This is a genomic window from Thermosynechococcus sp. QKsg1 (genome assembly GCF_031586415.1).
Classification (GTDB): Bacteria; Cyanobacteriota; Cyanobacteriia; order Thermosynechococcales; family Thermosynechococcaceae; genus Thermosynechococcus.
The window spans coordinates 429349-444828 of record NZ_CP134200.1 but is presented as its reverse complement, the minus strand read 5'-3'; the positions used below and the strand labels follow the sequence as shown (position 1 = coordinate 444828).

The 15480-nt window shown below is 55.1% G+C and carries 13 protein-coding genes; 7 read left to right on the top strand and 6 right to left on the bottom strand.

Features of this window, described 5'->3' with window-relative positions; translation table 11 throughout:
• Positions 1–337: 337 nt before the first annotated feature.
• Together RHP47_RS02230 and RHP47_RS02225 are read left to right on the top strand one after the other, a co-directional pair.
• On the top strand, positions 338–2515 hold the full coding sequence (locus RHP47_RS02230) for a CHASE2 domain-containing serine/threonine-protein kinase (protein ID WP_310840941.1): 2178 nt from the start codon (positions 338–340) through the stop codon (positions 2513–2515).
• Positions 2512–2772, top strand: a complete 261-nt coding sequence (locus RHP47_RS02225; protein ID WP_310840939.1) for a FeoA family protein — start codon at positions 2512–2514, stop codon at positions 2770–2772. The genes RHP47_RS02230 and RHP47_RS02225 overlap by 4 nt, the downstream gene beginning before the upstream one ends.
• On the opposite strand, the gene RHP47_RS02220 is transcribed toward RHP47_RS02225, so the two are convergent.
• From RHP47_RS02220 to RHP47_RS02200, 5 genes are all read right to left on the bottom strand, one after another.
• Entirely contained in the window at positions 2755–4386 is a 1632-nt protein-coding gene (locus tag RHP47_RS02220) for a CTP synthase (RefSeq protein ID WP_149817766.1), read from the bottom strand. The genes RHP47_RS02225 and RHP47_RS02220 overlap by 18 nt on opposite strands.
• An 80-nt stretch (positions 4387–4466) precedes the next feature.
• Positions 4467–4811, bottom strand: a complete 345-nt coding sequence (locus tag RHP47_RS02215; protein WP_149817764.1) for a helix-turn-helix transcriptional regulator — start codon at positions 4809–4811, stop codon at positions 4467–4469.
• A 117-nt stretch (positions 4812–4928) separates the two neighbouring features.
• The gene (locus RHP47_RS02210; protein WP_310840938.1) at positions 4929–6614 is read right to left on the bottom strand and encodes a B12-binding domain-containing radical SAM protein; all 1686 of its coding nucleotides are present in this window, start codon (positions 6612–6614) and stop codon (positions 4929–4931) included.
• Positions 6615–6683: 69 nt separating this feature from the next.
• Positions 6684–7469: a 3',5'-cyclic-AMP phosphodiesterase gene (gene cpdA, locus RHP47_RS02205; protein ID WP_149817760.1), complete on the bottom strand. Its 786-nt coding sequence runs from the start codon at positions 7467–7469 to the stop codon at positions 6684–6686.
• A gap of 62 nt (positions 7470–7531) precedes the next feature.
• Positions 7532–8470 carry a DMT family transporter gene (locus RHP47_RS02200; protein ID WP_399381605.1) on the bottom strand — a complete coding sequence of 313 codons (939 nt, stop codon included), beginning with the start codon at positions 8468–8470 and terminating at the stop codon, positions 7532–7534.
• 244 nt (positions 8471–8714) lie between these two features.
• Here RHP47_RS02200 and RHP47_RS02195 point away from each other — a divergent pair, with 244 nt between their 5' ends.
• From RHP47_RS02195 to RHP47_RS02180, 4 genes are read left to right on the top strand one after another with little or no spacing between them, the layout of a single operon-like run.
• Entirely contained in the window at positions 8715–10595 is a 1881-nt protein-coding gene (locus RHP47_RS02195; protein WP_310840935.1) for a hypothetical protein, read from the top strand.
• A gap of 53 nt (positions 10596–10648) precedes the next feature.
• A complete protein-coding gene (locus RHP47_RS02190; RefSeq protein ID WP_310840933.1) occupies positions 10649–12457 on the top strand; it encodes a proline--tRNA ligase in 1809 nt (602 codons plus the stop codon).
• A complete protein-coding gene (locus RHP47_RS02185; protein ID WP_310840931.1) occupies positions 12454–13083 on the top strand; it encodes a methyltransferase domain-containing protein in 630 nt (209 codons plus the stop codon). The genes RHP47_RS02190 and RHP47_RS02185 overlap by 4 nt, the downstream gene beginning before the upstream one ends.
• Entirely contained in the window at positions 13083–13655 is a 573-nt protein-coding gene (locus tag RHP47_RS02180) for a hypothetical protein (RefSeq protein ID WP_310840929.1), read from the top strand. Before RHP47_RS02185 ends, RHP47_RS02180 begins: the two co-directional genes overlap by 1 nt.
• Here RHP47_RS02180 and murA read toward each other — a convergent pair.
• Positions 13611–14930, bottom strand: a complete 1320-nt coding sequence (gene murA / locus RHP47_RS02175) for a UDP-N-acetylglucosamine 1-carboxyvinyltransferase (RefSeq protein WP_310840928.1) — start codon at positions 14928–14930, stop codon at positions 13611–13613. The two genes, RHP47_RS02180 and murA, sit on opposite strands and share 45 nt — an antisense overlap.
• Positions 14931–15046: 116 nt before the next feature.
• Here murA and RHP47_RS02170 point away from each other — a divergent pair, with 116 nt between their 5' ends.
• Positions 15047–15478 carry a hypothetical protein gene (locus RHP47_RS02170; RefSeq protein ID WP_310840927.1) on the top strand — a complete coding sequence of 144 codons (432 nt, stop codon included), beginning with the start codon at positions 15047–15049 and terminating at the stop codon, positions 15476–15478.
• Positions 15479–15480 lie beyond the last annotated feature (2 nt).

The following is a 15480-nucleotide window of genomic DNA, read 5'->3' as shown; positions in this document are numbered from 1 at the left end:
TATCAGGAATCATGCCCAATTGATATCTATCCCCGCACAAGAAAGCTGAGTTTGGCTTGCCAGTGACGCAAAATAGCACATCTGAAACCTATTGTAAGGGTTCAGTTTCCCCCGCGCGATCGCTGACTTTTGTTACATGTTGTTACATTATTGCGCTGGGGAGCGAGCGATCGCCATCTAGCACCAAGAGAACAGTTGCCTCTATTGGCTGCTTCTTAACCCCCTATCCCGTTGCTCATCCCCTAGCAGCAGCGGAAAGGGAAGATGGCGGTTCGCTAAAATCGGTCTAGCGATGCTCTCGGGGCGCCGCTGCACAATTGCGCGAGGAGTTGAAATCGTGCCCTACCCTTGGCCAAAATGGCTGCCGATGCCGGTTGTTGCCACCACACTGGGAGTAACCGCTGTGGTGATCGGTGTGCGCCAACTGGGACTGCTTCAGCCGTCGGAACTGAGTCTGTATGACTTCTATGTGCGATCGCAACCCGCCCGTGACCCTGATTCGCGTATCCTGACGGTGCTGGTGACGGAGCAGGACATTCAAGCCCAAAAAACGTGGCCCCTGCCGGATGCTACCGTTGCCGATCTCCTCACCCGCCTTAATGCCGCTAGCCCGCGTGCCATTGGCTTGGATATTTTCCGCGATTTGCCCCACCCCCCCGGCCACGACGAGTTGCAAAACATGATTCGCATCAACCCGCGCATTATTCCAGTGTGCAAATCAACGGGGGAAACAGCGGAGCAACCCGAAGTGCCACCACCACCCAGTATTCCCGCAGCACAGGTGCCAGAGCGAGTGGGCTTTGCCGATATCCCCCTCGATAACGATGGTGTCATTCGCCGCAATCTATTTGTGATCAGCAATCCTAAAGCACAGCGGTGTACAACGCCCTTTTCCTTTGCCTTGATGCTGGCACTGCGCTACCTAGAACAAGACCCCGCTCAGACTATCAAACTCGATGACAAGGGTTTGACCCTCAATGATGTGCATTTTCCCCTCCTCAGCAGCGATGCCGGTGGCTATGTGGGGGTGGACGATCGCGGCATGCAAACCCTGCTGAAGTACCGCTCACGCAACGCAGTGGGGCCAACGGTTTCCCTAACGGATGTACTGACCGGACGGGTGAGCGAAGACCTGATTCGCGATCGCGTCGTTTTGATTGGGGTGTCTGCGCCGAGCATCAAGGATATTTTCCTCACCCCCTATAGCGGTAGTGATGCCGTGACGCAGCAAATGCCGGGGGTGGTTGTTCATGGCCAGATGGTGAGTCAATTCCTGAGTGCGGCCCTCGACGGCGAAAGTCCCATTTGGTATTGGCCGCTGCCAGTGGTGCTCGGCTGGATTCTGCTGTGGGCTGGGGTGGGCAGTGTCCTTGGCTGGTGGTTGCGGCAACCCCTGGGGTTGGGGGGCGCGGTAGTGGGGGGGCTAATTGTCCTTTTTGGTGGTGGCTTTGGCATTTTTGTCATGGGGAGTGGCTGGATTCCCGTGGTGCCGCCGGCGATCGCCCTAGTGCTCAGCAGTGTCGGCATGGTTGGCTACGTTAGCTATCAAGCGCAGCAGGAGCAAAAATCTTTCCAAGAAAAAGTACAGGAACAGGAAAAAGCCTTGGCACTGTTGCGATCGCTGATGGCCGAGGATACGGCAGCCCTCAATGCAGCCCTGCGAGAACCCACAGAAATTACCGGCAAACCCCGTTCTCTCCTCAGTGGTCGCTACAAAATCCAAAAAGTCTTGGGGTCAGGGGGCTTTGGCCGCACCTATTTGGCTCAGGATACCCAGCGACCGGGGAACCCCCTCTGTGTGGTCAAGCATTTGCGACCGGGACGCACCGATGAGCGCTTTATGCAGGTGGCGCGACGGCTCTTTCATACCGAAGCAGAAATCCTTGAAAAGCTAGGACGCCACGATCAAATTCCCCTCTTGCTGGCCTATGTTGAGGAAAATCAGGAATTCTATCTGGTGCAGGAGTTTATTGATGGTGCTTCCCTAAGTGAGGAACTGCAACGCAAACACACGGAAGCTGAGGCCATTCAACTCCTACGGGAAATCTTGGAAGTGCTGAGTTTTGTCCACAGTCACTATGTGATTCACCGCGATATTAAGCCCGATAATATTATTCGCCGTGCCAGCGATCGCAAGCTGGTGCTGATTGACTTTGGGGCAGTGAAGCAAATTCAACCCCAAGAAGTGGAGAAAACCCAAGGGAGCACCGTGGTCATTGGTACGATGGGTTATGCTCCGCCAGAGCAGCTCTCCGGTCAGCCCACCCTCAGCAGTGATATTTACGCTGTCAGCATGATTGTGCTGCAGGCTTTAACGGGTATTAAACCCCGCGATCTACCGCGAGATCCGCGCACGGGTGAAGTGGATTGGCAGCAGTGTGTCACAGTGAGTGAAGGTCTAGCGGCAGTGCTCAATAAGATGGTGAAATTTAACTTTAGCGATCGCTACCCCTCCGCCAAGGAAGCCCTTCAAGAGGTCCGGCGCTTGGCGACACCTGCTTCACCCGTCTCATGAATTATCCTGTGGTGCTCTCTGACCTCCCCCTTGGTACTTCGGCGCGGATTACTGCCATTGAGGGGGCACCTGCTTGGCAACGGCGCCTTGCTGCCGTGGGGTTTACCGTCGGCCAAACCGTCACCCTGTTGCGTCGTGCCCCCTTCAGTCAAACCTTGGCCGTACGGGTGGGTGCCCTGACCGATGTGGCCATACGGGCAACAGATGCCAGCACTATCCTTGTGGAACCGCTGCGAAATCTAGAGGCTTGGGACTAACTGTGAATTGTCACGATTAGAATTCTTGGCTGCCGCTGCCAGCAAGCCGTAAAAGAGAGGATGAGGCGCATTGGGGCGGGAACGAAACTCGGGGTGAAACTGCACCGCAATAAAGAAGGGGTGAGCCGGATACTCGATAATTTCTACTAAGCGGCCATCAGGAGAGGTGCCTGTAATTTGATAGCCCGTTTCTAAAAAGAGGCTGCGATAGGCATTGTTAAACTCGTAGCGATGGCGGTGCCGCTCGTAGATGACCGTTTCGCCGTAGAGCTTTTCGGCAAGGGAATTGGGGGCTAGGCGGCAGGCATACAAGCCCAAGCGCATCGTTCCCCCCAAATCCACAATGTCCTGCTGTTCAGGCAACAGGTGAATCACCGGATGGGGGGTATTGGCATCAAACTCAGCACTGTTAGCATTTTCTAAACCGGCAATATGGCGTGCCCACTCAATCACCGCGCACTGCATCCCCAAGCACAACCCCAAAAAGGGAATTCCTTGCTCACGGGCGTACTGAATGGCGGCAATTTTGCCTTCGACGCCGCGAATACCAAACCCCCCCGGCACAACAATCGCCGCGACATTGCTGAGGGCATTTTCTACACCATTTTCAACAATTTCTTCGGAGTTGACCCAGCGGATACGCAGTTCCTGATCAAGGGCGATCGCCGAGTGCCGCAGGGCTTCCACCACCGAAAGATAGGCATCGCTGAGGCGGACATATTTGCCCACAATCGCCACCTCTAAGGGGGTATGGGAACGGTAGAGCCGCTCCACCAGAGCCTGCCACTGACTGAGATCCGGTTGCCGTTGCTCCAAGTTCAAAAGACTCAAAACTTGGGTGGCTAACCCTTCGCGCTCAAGCAGCAGAGGCACTTCATAGATACTTTTGGCATCCGGCGAGGGAATGACACATTCCACAGGGACATCACAAAATTGGGAGAGCTTTTCCTTGATGCCCGGTACAAGGGGGCGATCGCAACGACAGATCAGAATATCCGGCTGAATCCCAATGGAGCGCAATTCCTTGACCGAGTGCTGGGTGGGTTTTGTTTTCATCTCCCCTGCCGAGGGAATCCAAGGCACCAAGGTTACATGCATAAACAGCACATGGTGCCGCCCCACCTCCGTGCGAAACTGACGGATGGCCTCTAGAAAGGGCAGCGACTCAATATCGCCAACGGTTCCCCCAATTTCAATAATCACCACATCGGGGTTTTTGTCCTTCGCCACCCGTAGAATGCGTTCTTTAATCTCATTCGTAATGTGGGGGATGACCTGCACCGTTCCCCCCATATAGTCGCCGCGTCGCTCTTTGTTAATCACCGCTTGGTAAATGGATCCCGTCGTGACGCTATTGAGGCGGGACATGGGTGTATCCGTAAAGCGCTCGTAGTGCCCCAAGTCCAAATCCGTTTCGGCACCATCGTCGGTCACAAACACTTCCCCGTGCTGGAAGGGACTCATTGTGCCCGGATCCACATTGATATAGGGATCAAGCTTGAGAATTGACACGGAATACTGCCGCGATTTCAATAGACGCCCCAGACTAGCGGCGACAATTCCTTTCCCAATACTGGAGACGACACCGCCAGTCACAAAAACATATTTCGTCATTGCTGAATGCTAGTGCTAAGCCGCAGAGGCCATACTCATCAAAACCTACGCAACTATTCTCGCATATTGGGGCATGGCGCCTAGGAGAAATTGTGCACCAATTCCTTGACGACTTGGGATTGCTCCTCAATGCGCTGCCTCAGCCGCTGGCACACCAGATCACACAGCGGAAAGATCGTCGGGTCAGCAATTTCGTAATAGACGGTAACCCCTTGGGGTTGTCGCCGCACCAGACCCGCCTGAGCAAGGGTTTTCAAGTGCTTTGAGACATTGGCCTGCCCCAACCCCGTTTCCTGAATAATCTCCGAGACATTGCGCCGTCCCTGTTTTAGGGCACAGAGCACTTGCAGGCGACTCGGTTCCGACAGCACTTTGAAATACTCGGCAACGTGGGTGAGCAAGTCAGGGGAGGGGAGGTCAACCATAGGGGATATCGCACACTAGAGACACAGATCAAGATAACTTAGCTTAATAACTCTATTATATGACTGTACAGTAAATAAAGCAGCCCATCCTAGGGATGGGGAATGCTGCGAGGAGCGTTAGCGCAGCTTCACTGGCAACTTGATGGCCGATTTGGGCGAGGTGGCCGTTGTGTTTTTTTGCCGTAGCCGTTGGGCATAGAAGGACGCCGCCTCATCACCACGGGCACATTCTTGGGCAAAGTTAATCAGATGATGCCCCACCACACCCACGTGGATCACTTGTTCAATTTGGCCTTTTTTCAGGGCAGGCCCTGCCAGCTTCCAGAACGTCTTGCGGTAGCTCCCCCAAAGCCCCACGTGCCAGAGGAGATTTTTCATGATCCGCAGTCCCCGCAGGATATTTTCGCGGCTGAGGCGAGCTGGGCTATTCGGCACTGCAATGCGGTTGGGATACGTGTGTTCCATTTGATAGGCAAACCGCTCGTAGAGAAACTCCGGTTCATAGGCGGTGGTGATGGTGCGGCGCCACATTTCCACTACTTCTTCGTAGGGCATCAGGAACTCAACATTGGATTCGCGGTTTTCGTCATGGTTGAGGCGGCCTTCTGCTTCCAGCCGACGCCAGAGGGGGGTACGGGGTAGGGCGTGCAGCAGGTTAATCGTCAGAGTGGGAATGTGGGAAGCGCGAATAAATTCAAGAATGCGATCGCCCGTTTGGGGTGTATCGGTATCAAAGCCAATAATGATCCCAGAAACCACTTCCATGCCGTAACGATTGAGGGTTTGCACCGCCTGCAAAATCGGCATACTTAGGTTTTGATCCTTGTGGATGGCGTGGAGCGCTTCAGGTTCCGGGGTTTCAATGCCACAGAAAATCGTACAGAAATAGGCTTCCCGCATCATTTCTAGAAGTTTTGGGCTTTGGGCAATGTTCAGGGTCGCTTCACAGGCAAATTGCAGCGGGTAGCCATTGGCCTTTTGCCAGTCAATCAGATGGGGCAGCAGTTCCATGACGGCGCGGCGATTGCCAATAAAGTTATCGTCAACGAAATAGACCGCCCCCGGATTTCCTGAAGCCAGCATTGTATCCAGTTCCTTGAGGATTTGCTGCGGCGTTTTCAGGCGCGGATTGCGGCCATAGAGTTCGGGAATATCACAAAACTCACAGCGAAAGGGACAGCCACTGGAAAACTGCACACTGCCGAGGAAGTAATTTTCCATGCGCACGTGCTGGTAGGCAGGCACAGGAAATTCACTCAAGGGTAACCGTGCCGTGGTTTCAAAGATCAGTTGTTGGGGCGGGCGCTGGCTGCCGTACTCGTCAAAGTAAGCAATCATTTTATCGGTGGCATCCCCCAGTTCCCCTAGGTGGAGAATATCCACATCGGGATAGTACTCCGGACAACTGGAGACCGAAGGCCCGCCGAGGGCAGTGAGTTTACCGTGACGATGGGCAATGTCGTTGATTTCTAAAATTTGTGGCCGCTGAATGTGCATGCCGCTAGTAATGACAATATCAGCCCAAGCATAGTCAGCATCGGTTGCTGGCCGTACATTTTCATCAATCAGGCGCACTTCCCAAGAGTCTGGAAGATAGGCGGCCACCAACAAAATCCCTTGGGGTGGCATAAAGGCGCGTACCGTGCCCATGAGGGGGTAGGCGTGGTGAAACGTACCAAAGGAGCGGCTATAGCGGGGGAAAATGCAGAGAATACGGCGATGGTTGCGGGGGGTATAGGGGACTCGACCACCGGTCATCTCGGGAACCAGTTTAATCTCATCGGTGTTCCGACTGAGGTTCATAGCCCACCACTCCTACCTACACGCACTTTTCAATAGGTATAGCCTACAAATGCGGCTATCGCCTAGGTTTTAGTACCCTTTGGCACTAAAGTCCAAGGTGAGGGGAATCTCTACCCGTTCAATGTGGGTTCTAAAGGTGCCATCGGGGTATAACAACAGATGACGAAAACCGGGACCAATGGGTTCAAGGGAAAATTCAGGGGCGCGAGGCAAAAACTGGATACAGGTGGAGGGGCAGCCGAGATACGTCACCCCTTGCCGCTCGGTGGCAAATTCCTGATGGATATGACCAAAGAGGACAAGCTTCACCTGCGGATGGCGATCCAACACAGCAAAAAGGTGCTCAGGGTTTTGTAGGCGGCTACTGTCGAGCCAAGGGGCACCGGTCTCAAAGGGGGGATGGTGCAGGGCAATGAATGTGGGGCGATCGCCCGCGCGACTCAAGGTTGCCTCTAGCCAGCTTAAGGTTTCAGGACGCAATTCACCATGGACTTTGCCATCCGCTTGGGAACTGAGGAGCAGGCCTTGCCAAGTCCCAAGATTGATCTGGCGATCGCCCCTCAGCGGCGGACGTTCCAGCGCCGGCAGCATTACCCTTGGTTCATCATGGTTACCGGGAATCCAATATACGGGACAGGTAAAGTCCCTGAAAGCAGTGGCCAAACGGTCGTAGGTGGTGGCAACGGGTTCCTGTGCCAAGTCTCCCGTCAACAGCAGGGCAGCAGGGGCATGACGGTGAATTACCCCTAAAACAGCAGCTAGGGATTGAGCCGTGGGCAGGCCAAGGAGTCTGCCTTCATCTGTGGCAAATAGATGCAGATCTGATAACTGGATCAGGTGAAAGGGATCATTCATAGACTTGCTGGGGTGTGGGGACGCTGGGCAGGAAACCGACCTATTTGACTGAGGTTAATCGACTACTTTTGATCGACTACTTTAACGCTGACCGAAGTTGCCGATTCCCGCAAGCGGGCGGGTAAGGGGAGTTGTTGCCACCACCGCCCCAGCACTTGGCGCTGATTGATGATGTAAATGCTCATGAGCGTTAGCCCCACCCCCACCAACTGAACCTGACTCAGGGTTTCCCCTAAGAACCAATGCCCAAAGGTGAGGGCAAATACTGGGGTGAGAAAGGTCAGGGCACTGAGACTAGTCAGATTCCCCTTGGCAGCGAAATAGAAAAAGACACCGTAGGACAGGGCACTACCGAAGAGGGTGGCATAGCCCAAATTAAAGACATCTGGCCACTGTAGAGCCGCCCAAGGTGCTGGGGTATTCAGGCTCGGCAAGAGCAAGAGGGGCAACCCGCCCAAGACCATGTGCCAGCCGGTAGCCACAACGGGATCCGCATAGCGTGCCAAGGGACGCATGAGAATGGTTCCCACGGCCATTGAGAGGGCAGCCAACAGCATCCACAGTTCACCTCGCTGCCACCACTGTCCCCAAGGAATACCTTGCCATGCGCTGGGTTGATGGAGCAACGTCAAGAGATCATCGCCTAGACCAATACCGCTAATGCCCACTAAGCCAAGAAATAGCCCCAGCCAGCCCCAGCCGCCAACGCGCTCTTGATATAGCCAGCGGGACAGCAATGCCACCGCAAGGGGTTGGGAGTCAATCATGACAGAACCCAGCCCGGCTCCCGTTTTTGCTAAGCCAGTGGCCAGAAGCCCCTGAAATAAAAAGCCATCCACAAGGGCAAAAAGACTAATCCATCCCCACGCCCGTAAGCTATTGGGTTGGGGCTTACCGAGGGCGATCGCCACCGCTAACACCAGAAGGCCTGCGGGCACAAGGCGCACACCGGCAACCCACAGCGGCGAGGTATGGGGCATCACCTCTTTCATGGCCACCATGGCAGTTCCCCAAAAGAAAAAGGGGGAGATTAAAATCAAGCGTTGCCAGAGTGGGGTCACAGGCGTTGCAAAATCAGGAGAAATGTTAACGATTATTGCGATTCGTATCCTTAAATTATAATCCTGCCGTGGGAAACGGCAACTTGAGGAGGGAATTGCCAAGTTGATTTGCTATAAAAGTTCTAACGACCTCCCTAGCATCCTAGGGAAATTTGAGGCAGTGGGTGAGGAGCCGCAGCAGGAAATGAAAGCACTAGAGGTTTGGCAACGGTGGTTGCGGCGGGTTCCTAAGTCAGCGGAGCTAGCGATCGCCCCTGTGGGGACAACAGTCACTGCATCTCTGCCCTCCCGCTGGCAAACCTACCGCCAACGACTCATGGCCTATGAGGGGTGGCCTTGGCTCATCCCCTTTTTAATCTCCGGCGCAACCCTGATGACCGCCAGTGCTTGGCTATTGGTTTTACCCCCCTTGCCCGATTGTCGTCGCCCCGGCCTCGTCATGAGCGATGGCGATCGCCTCTACTGTGCCGATCAAGCCGCCCTCCACGGCAACTTACCCTCTGTTGCTCAAGCCATTGAAACCGTCGGTCAGTGGCCCGAAGATCACCCCCTTTTTCCCCAAGCGAAGCGGCGCGTGGATGAATGGTCAGCCGCCCTACTCGTGATTGCCCGCCAACAGTTGAGCCAAGGCAACATCGAACTGGCAACGCTGCTCCTGAAAAAAATCCCCACCACTGCAGCCAGCTACTCCCAAGCCCAAGAGCTACTGAGCGCAACCAATGTGGGAGAAGGGGGAAACTTGTTGGCCACGGCTGAGGCGGCACTGCGCCAGCAGGATTGGGGGCTGGCATTACTGCAAGTGAAACTGATGAACCAGTTGGGCACCGACTACTGGCGCGAACAGGCCCAAAAGCTCTCGGTGCGTATCTCCCAAGAACAGGATGCGTGGGTGCAATTGGTACAGGCACGGGATTTGGCGGCTTGGTTAACAGCCAATGAACTGGCCGAGGCGGTCATGCTGGCTCTGCAAATTCCCCCCGAGGCGGTTGTTTATTCCCAAGCCCAAGCGGATATTCGCCGTTGGATTCCCGAAGTGTTTGTGTACGCTGAAGAACGCCTAGCGGCCGGCGATCGCGAGGGTGCCCTAGCCCTCATTGAAAAAATTGCCCCCGCTCTCGATGTGTCCTACCACGATCGCCCGATTGTCATCTTGGGGCAGGCCAAAGCCCTTGCGGCCAAGGGAACGGTTTTGGGCTACTGGGAAGCGATCGCTCGCGTGCAGCAGATTCCCACCACGGATCCCTTCTATGCATCGGCTCAGGCCTACCTCAAGACATGGCAGCAGCAGTTGCGCAACCAGCAGCATCTTCAGTGGGCATCGTGGCTCGCCAATTCTCATCTGCGCTGGGGGTATGCCTTGGCCATTGCTCAAGCTCGGCAGGTGCCCCTTGGTCAGCCGGAACGGGGTCAAGCCCAAGGTTTGATTGCCCTTTGGCAGCGGGATCTGCGTACGATTGATGAGCAGCCCTTGCTCCATGCGGCGATCGCCCTCGCAGAACAGAAACAGTATCAGGCCGCCCTAGGGGTTCTGCAATACTTCCCCAACAATGCTATGCTTGCTTCTGTAGTGGCCAACTACCGCAACGAGTGGCAGGAAAAACTGGAAGAAATTGAGGATCGTCCGATTCTCGATCGAGCGATTCGCTTGGCACGGGAAGGCAAACTAGAGGAAGCCATTCAAACCGCTGAGCAAATTGGTCGCGATCGCGCTCTCTACCGTGAAGCCCTCAATCGCATCTGGCAGTGGGACTATGAACTCAGCCTGCGCCAACGTCAACAGGTAGCACCCACGCCCGCTTGGTGGGAAAGCCCCCCCAGTCCCCCTGAAAGGACTTCTGAACCAGTAACCGAACCAGAATCAGTGCCGCCAGCCACACCCACCCCTGAAGCCACTGCTGCTCCTAAGCCGACACCTGAGACATCTCCAACGCCTACGCCCACCCCTGAAACCACCGTTGCTCCTACCCCTACCAGTCCTGCACCGACACCTGAGGCCACGGTTGCCCCGACGCCGACACCCATTCAACCGCCAGCAGCAGACCCCGAACCAACGGCTACCCCCTAGCGATCGCTGGTCATCGTAAAATAGAGGCTCTGTGCAGTATCGGTAGCCCAGCTATGCGCCTCTCGCAAATGCTTTTTGTCACGCTTCGCGATGATCCAGCGGAAGCAGAAATTCCCAGCCACAAATTATTGCTGCGGGCGGGATATATTCGGCGGATTGCCAGTGGCATCTATAGCTATCTGCCCTTGATGTGGCGAGTGCTGCAAAAAGTGAGCGCCATTGTCCGTGAGGAAATGAACCGCAGTGGTGCCTTGGAATGTTTGTTGCCGCAATTGCAACCCGCTGAACTGTGGCAAGAGTCGGGACGCTGGGATACCTATACCAAGGCCGAAGGGATCATGTTTTCCCTCACCGATCGCGCTGAGCGGCAGTTGGGACTAGGGCCGACCCATGAAGAGGTCATCACCACCCTCGCTAAGGACTTGATTCGCTCCTATCGTCAGTTGCCCGTTCACCTGTACCAAATTCAAACCAAATTCCGCGATGAGATTCGCCCGCGATTTGGTCTGATGCGGGGACGAGAATTCATTATGAAGGACGGCTACTCCTTCCATGCCGATGTGGCCAGCCTCAAGGAAACCTATCAGGTGATGTACGACACCTATAGCCGTATTCTTCAGCGCTGTGGCCTGACGTTTCGAGCTGTAGAGGCGGATTCGGGTGCGATCGGCGGATCGGGATCCCATGAGTTTATGGTGCTGGCTGCCGCCGGCGAAGATGAAGTGCTCTATACGGCTGACGGCCAATATGCCGCCAATGCGGAAAAGGCCGTTTCGCTGCCCCCTGACGCGGTGCCCACAACCTACAAAAAGGTGGCGACACTAGATACCCCCAATACGGCAACCATTGATGCCCTTGTTGAGCACTTGCAGTGCCATCCGACGCAAATTGTGAAAAATGTCCTCTATCGAGCGGTTTTCGATAATGGGCGGGTGGGTCTCGTGTTGGTGAGTATTCGCGGCGATCAAGAGGTGAATAGCGTCAAGCTGCACAACACCCTCACTTCCCTTGCGCCCAACTACGGGGCAACGAAATTGCTGGATCTGCGGGTGGCGGATGCCAATACCGCCCAAGAGTGGGCAGCCACCCCCATTCCCTTTGGTTACATTGGCCCTGACATAGAGGACGGCGTTATTAAAGCCGATCCCCAGATCATTCCCCACTGGATTCGCATTGCCGATCACACCGTAACGGAGTTAAAGCGGTTTATTACAGGAGCCAATCGCGATCAACAGCACCGTGTCGGTGTCAATTGGGGCAAATCCTGTCCATTACCGGCCATTGTGGCCGATGTGCGCAAAGCCCAAGCCGGCGATCGCGCCTGCCACGATCCAACACAGCACCTAGAGACGGCCCGTGGCATTGAAATTGGCCATATTTTCCAGTTGGGGACAAAGTATTCTGAGGCGATGAAGGCCACCTACACCAATGAACAGGGGGAAGAAGTGCCGCTGGTGATGGGCTGCTATGGCATTGGGGTTTCCCGCTTGGCACAGGCGGCAGTGGAGCAGCACCACGATGCTCAGGGGATCATTTGGCCGCTGGCGATCGCCCCCTATCAGGTGATCATTGTCGTTCCCAACATCGAGGATGGTCAGCAAATGCAGGTGGCTACTGACCTCTACGATCAACTTCAGGCGGCAGGAATTGAGGTGCTCCTCGACGATCGCGATGAGCGGGCAGGGGTGAAATTCAAAGATGCGGATCTCATTGGCATTCCCTATCGCCTAGTGACGGGGCGGGCGATCGCCAAGGGGGAAGTGGAACTGGTGATCCGGGCAAGCGGTACCAAATCCACCCTCCCCTTAACCGAGGTTGTTCGTTATCTTCAAAAGGAGATTGCTCAGCAGTTAGGTCCATGATTCTCAATCCCTACCAGCGCACGAAACTGGATAGCCGCAGCGATGCTCTCTTTTATGCGGCACCGCGCTTTGTTACCCACGTGGATGATTTCTTTCTGGCGCGCCTCACAAATCTCTACCGCGAATACCTGCAGCCACAAATGCGGGTTTTGGACTTAATGAGTAGTTGGGTGTCCCATCTACCACCAGAGCTATCCTTTGCGGAGGTGGTGGGTCATGGGATGAATGCGGCGGAGCTAGCCCGCAACCCTCGGCTGGATCGCTACTTTGTCCAGAACCTCAATGAAGCGTTGGCTTTGCCCCTAGAGGAGGCCAGTTTTGATGCCGTGCTGATGGCGGTGTCGGTGCAGTATCTCCAGTATCCTGAGGCCACTTTTACAGAAATTGCCCGTATCCTCAAACCCCAAGGGGTGGTCATTGTCAGCTTCTCGAATCGAATGTTTTTTGAGAAGGCGATTCAGGCGTGGCGCGAGGGTACCGAGGGCGATCGCGTGCAGTTGGTGCAAACTTATATCAACAGCATTCCCTCCCTTAAGGTCATCGAAACCCATCTGCCCCGTCGCTGGTCTTGGCTGGGATTCACCGATCCCTTCTATGCTGTTGTGGGTCAAAAGCAGTCGGCGTGATGGTCAGAGGGGGCGTCTATGAGCAGTTTCGCGGTGCCCTCCTTGGACTTCTGTGGGGCATCGCTAAAGAGGATATCTATCTAGCCCAGACACTACCCCACCAATGGTTAACCCCCAACCAAGGGGAGTGGCCCGTTCAGCTGCCGCAGTTGTTGGCATCATGGGATCAACCTTTGATCTCAGTCCCCGCGGCGTTGCAGGAGATTCAGACCCTACTCCATGAATACCTCGCGGCGGCTTGGGCACCTGAGCCTTTGGCCGTACCCTCAGAAAAAGGGGAGATGATCCGCTATGCCTTGGCGATCGCCCCGTGGGACTTAGAATTAGCCCATGAAATTGTTATCAAGCAGCAACCCAGTGCTGGTTTTCTCTTAAGCTGTCTTTTTGGTGCCTATTGGGGGGCATTGGCCTTGCCCCTTAGCGCATGGGAACATTGGACGCCCACCGTAGCTGAAGTGCTGGCAAATGTGATGGTGCAATGGACAGGGGGGATAGGAACCGAGATGGCACTTGCCCCCAAGGCCGGCCTAAAAAACTGGAGAAGGCGCTGCATTCGGAATATAGCGCTCTAGCTGTGCGCCCAAACCCCGCAGCTTGGCTTCAATTTGCCAGTAGCCCCGATCTAAGTGCTGCAAGCCATAGACGTGGGTTTCGCCGTGGGCAGCCAGTCCAGCAACGACTAAAGCCGCTGTGGCGCGTAAATCCGTACCTGTTACCGGTGCACCGGAAAGATGGGGCACCCCTCGGATGGCGGCGTGATTCCCCTTGACGCGAATATCGGCACCCATGCGATTCAGTTCAGCCACATGGCCAAAGCGATTTTCAAACACCGTTTCGCTGACTAAACTATTCCCCTCACTGATGGCCAGCAATGTCATCATCAAGGCCTGCATATCCGTGGGAAAGCCGGGGTAGGGGAGCGTTTCAATGTCGGTGGCACGATAGCACTGGGCAGGGGTAAAGCGGACGCGCGTGGGATCGGGAAATTCAACCGTTGCTCCCATTTCTGCAAGTTTGGCGATAACGGGAGTCAGGTGGCTAGGAATCACGGGTGCGAGGGTAATGGCCGAGCGAGTGACAGCAGCCGCCAAGAGAAATGTGCCCGCTTCGATGCGATCAGGGATAATTTCGTATTCAGTGCCGTGGAGGCGATCGACCCCAACAATGGTAATCGAATTGGTGCCTGCGCCATAGATTTTTGCCCCCATGGCGATACAAAAGTTGGCCAAATCCACCACTTCCGGTTCTTGAGCGGCATTTTCAATCGTGGTTTCCCCCTCGGCAAGGGTGGCGGCCATCATCAGGGTTTCCGTTGCACCAACGCTGGGATAGTCCAAATAGATGCGGGTTCCCTTCAGTTTGGGGGCACTGGCGGTAACAACACCGTGGTCAATCGTGACTTCGGCTCCCATCGCTTGCAGACCGCGCACATGCAGTTCCACCGGACGAGCGCCAATAGCGCAGCCGCCAGGCAAGGGGACGCGGGCAACACCCAAGCGTGCCACCAAAGGGCCAATGGCAAAGAAACTCGCCCGCAGTTGGCTGACCAAGCGATAGGGCGGATCATTGGTATTTAAGTCCGTGGCATCAATGGCGATCGCTTCACTACCGAGGCGTTGTACCTTGACCCCCAATGCCTGTAAAATTTCCCCAAGGCGACGAATATCCGCCAAGTCAGGCACTGCACGAAGAATGGTTGTATCGGCTGCTAAGAGCGCCCCCGCCATCAAGACTAATGCTGAATTCTTGGCTCCGCTAATCCTCACCTCCCCCGATAACCGATAGCCCCCCTGAATCTTGAGGTGTGCCTGCTCTGTGGTCAGCGGCGTTGCGGTCGAGGTTAGCATATTTCACTCTCACAGCCAAAAGAATTCCAAGCGATTATATCCTATCAGTGCGAATTTTATGCAAAGATCAACAAGAGAAAGACTGTGATTGTGCAAGTAATTTAATCATTCATTTGATGGAACACCAAAACCTCAGCGATCTACTGCGGCAAGAGGCAGCCAAACAAAGTCAAGCGCCCAGCAAGCGGAGTCGACACCAGCCCACCAAGGCAGAACTAGAGCAAGAACTGGCCACCCTCAAAGCAGCGTTAGCAGCGGCAGAAGCTGAGAAAACCGCTCACAGCACCCAGATAGAGCAACTGCAACAGGAAGTGCAAACGTGGCGCGATCGCGCCCAAGCCCTCGAAACTGAGCTTCAGGACCTCCAAACCCGCCATCAGGCTCTAGAAGCCGAATTTGAAGAGGCCAAAGAAGTCATTCGCCAACTCACGGCGCCTCAGCCCTACCGCTTTGAGGATGTGGGATTTAAGCCCCTTGTCAATGAAATTCCCATCCCCAATCCCAATGCCTCTCACCTTGGCGATGCAGAAATTGGTTGGTTTGATTAGGG

Bases quoted from the DNA above. Each gene is read 5' to 3' on its own strand.
- RHP47_RS02185 (WP_310840931.1), top strand. From the start codon at position 12,454: ATGATTCTCAATCCCTACCAGCGCACGAAACTGGATAGCCGCAGCGAT.
- RHP47_RS02225 (WP_310840939.1), top strand. From the start codon at position 2,512: ATGAATTATCCTGTGGTGCTCTCTGACCTCCCCCTTGGTACTTCGGCG.
- cpdA (WP_149817760.1), bottom strand. From the start codon at position 7,469: ATGAATGATCCCTTTCACCTGATCCAGTTATCAGATCTGCATCTATTT.
- RHP47_RS02190 (WP_310840933.1), top strand. From the start codon at position 10,649: ATGCGCCTCTCGCAAATGCTTTTTGTCACGCTTCGCGATGATCCAGCG.
- RHP47_RS02215 (WP_149817764.1), bottom strand. From the start codon at position 4,811: ATGGTTGACCTCCCCTCCCCTGACTTGCTCACCCACGTTGCCGAGTAT.
- RHP47_RS02200 (WP_399381605.1), bottom strand. From the start codon at position 8,470: ATGGTGGCCATGAAAGAGGTGATGCCCCATACCTCGCCGCTGTGGGTT.
- murA (WP_310840928.1), bottom strand. From the start codon at position 14,930: ATGCTAACCTCGACCGCAACGCCGCTGACCACAGAGCAGGCACACCTC.
- RHP47_RS02170 (WP_310840927.1), top strand. From the start codon at position 15,047: ATGGAACACCAAAACCTCAGCGATCTACTGCGGCAAGAGGCAGCCAAA.
- RHP47_RS02195 (WP_310840935.1), top strand. From the start codon at position 8,715: ATGAAAGCACTAGAGGTTTGGCAACGGTGGTTGCGGCGGGTTCCTAAG.
- RHP47_RS02210 (WP_310840938.1), bottom strand. From the start codon at position 6,614: ATGAACCTCAGTCGGAACACCGATGAGATTAAACTGGTTCCCGAGATG.
- RHP47_RS02180 (WP_310840929.1), top strand. From the start codon at position 13,083: ATGGTCAGAGGGGGCGTCTATGAGCAGTTTCGCGGTGCCCTCCTTGGA.
- RHP47_RS02220 (WP_149817766.1), bottom strand. From the start codon at position 4,386: ATGACGAAATATGTTTTTGTGACTGGCGGTGTCGTCTCCAGTATTGGG.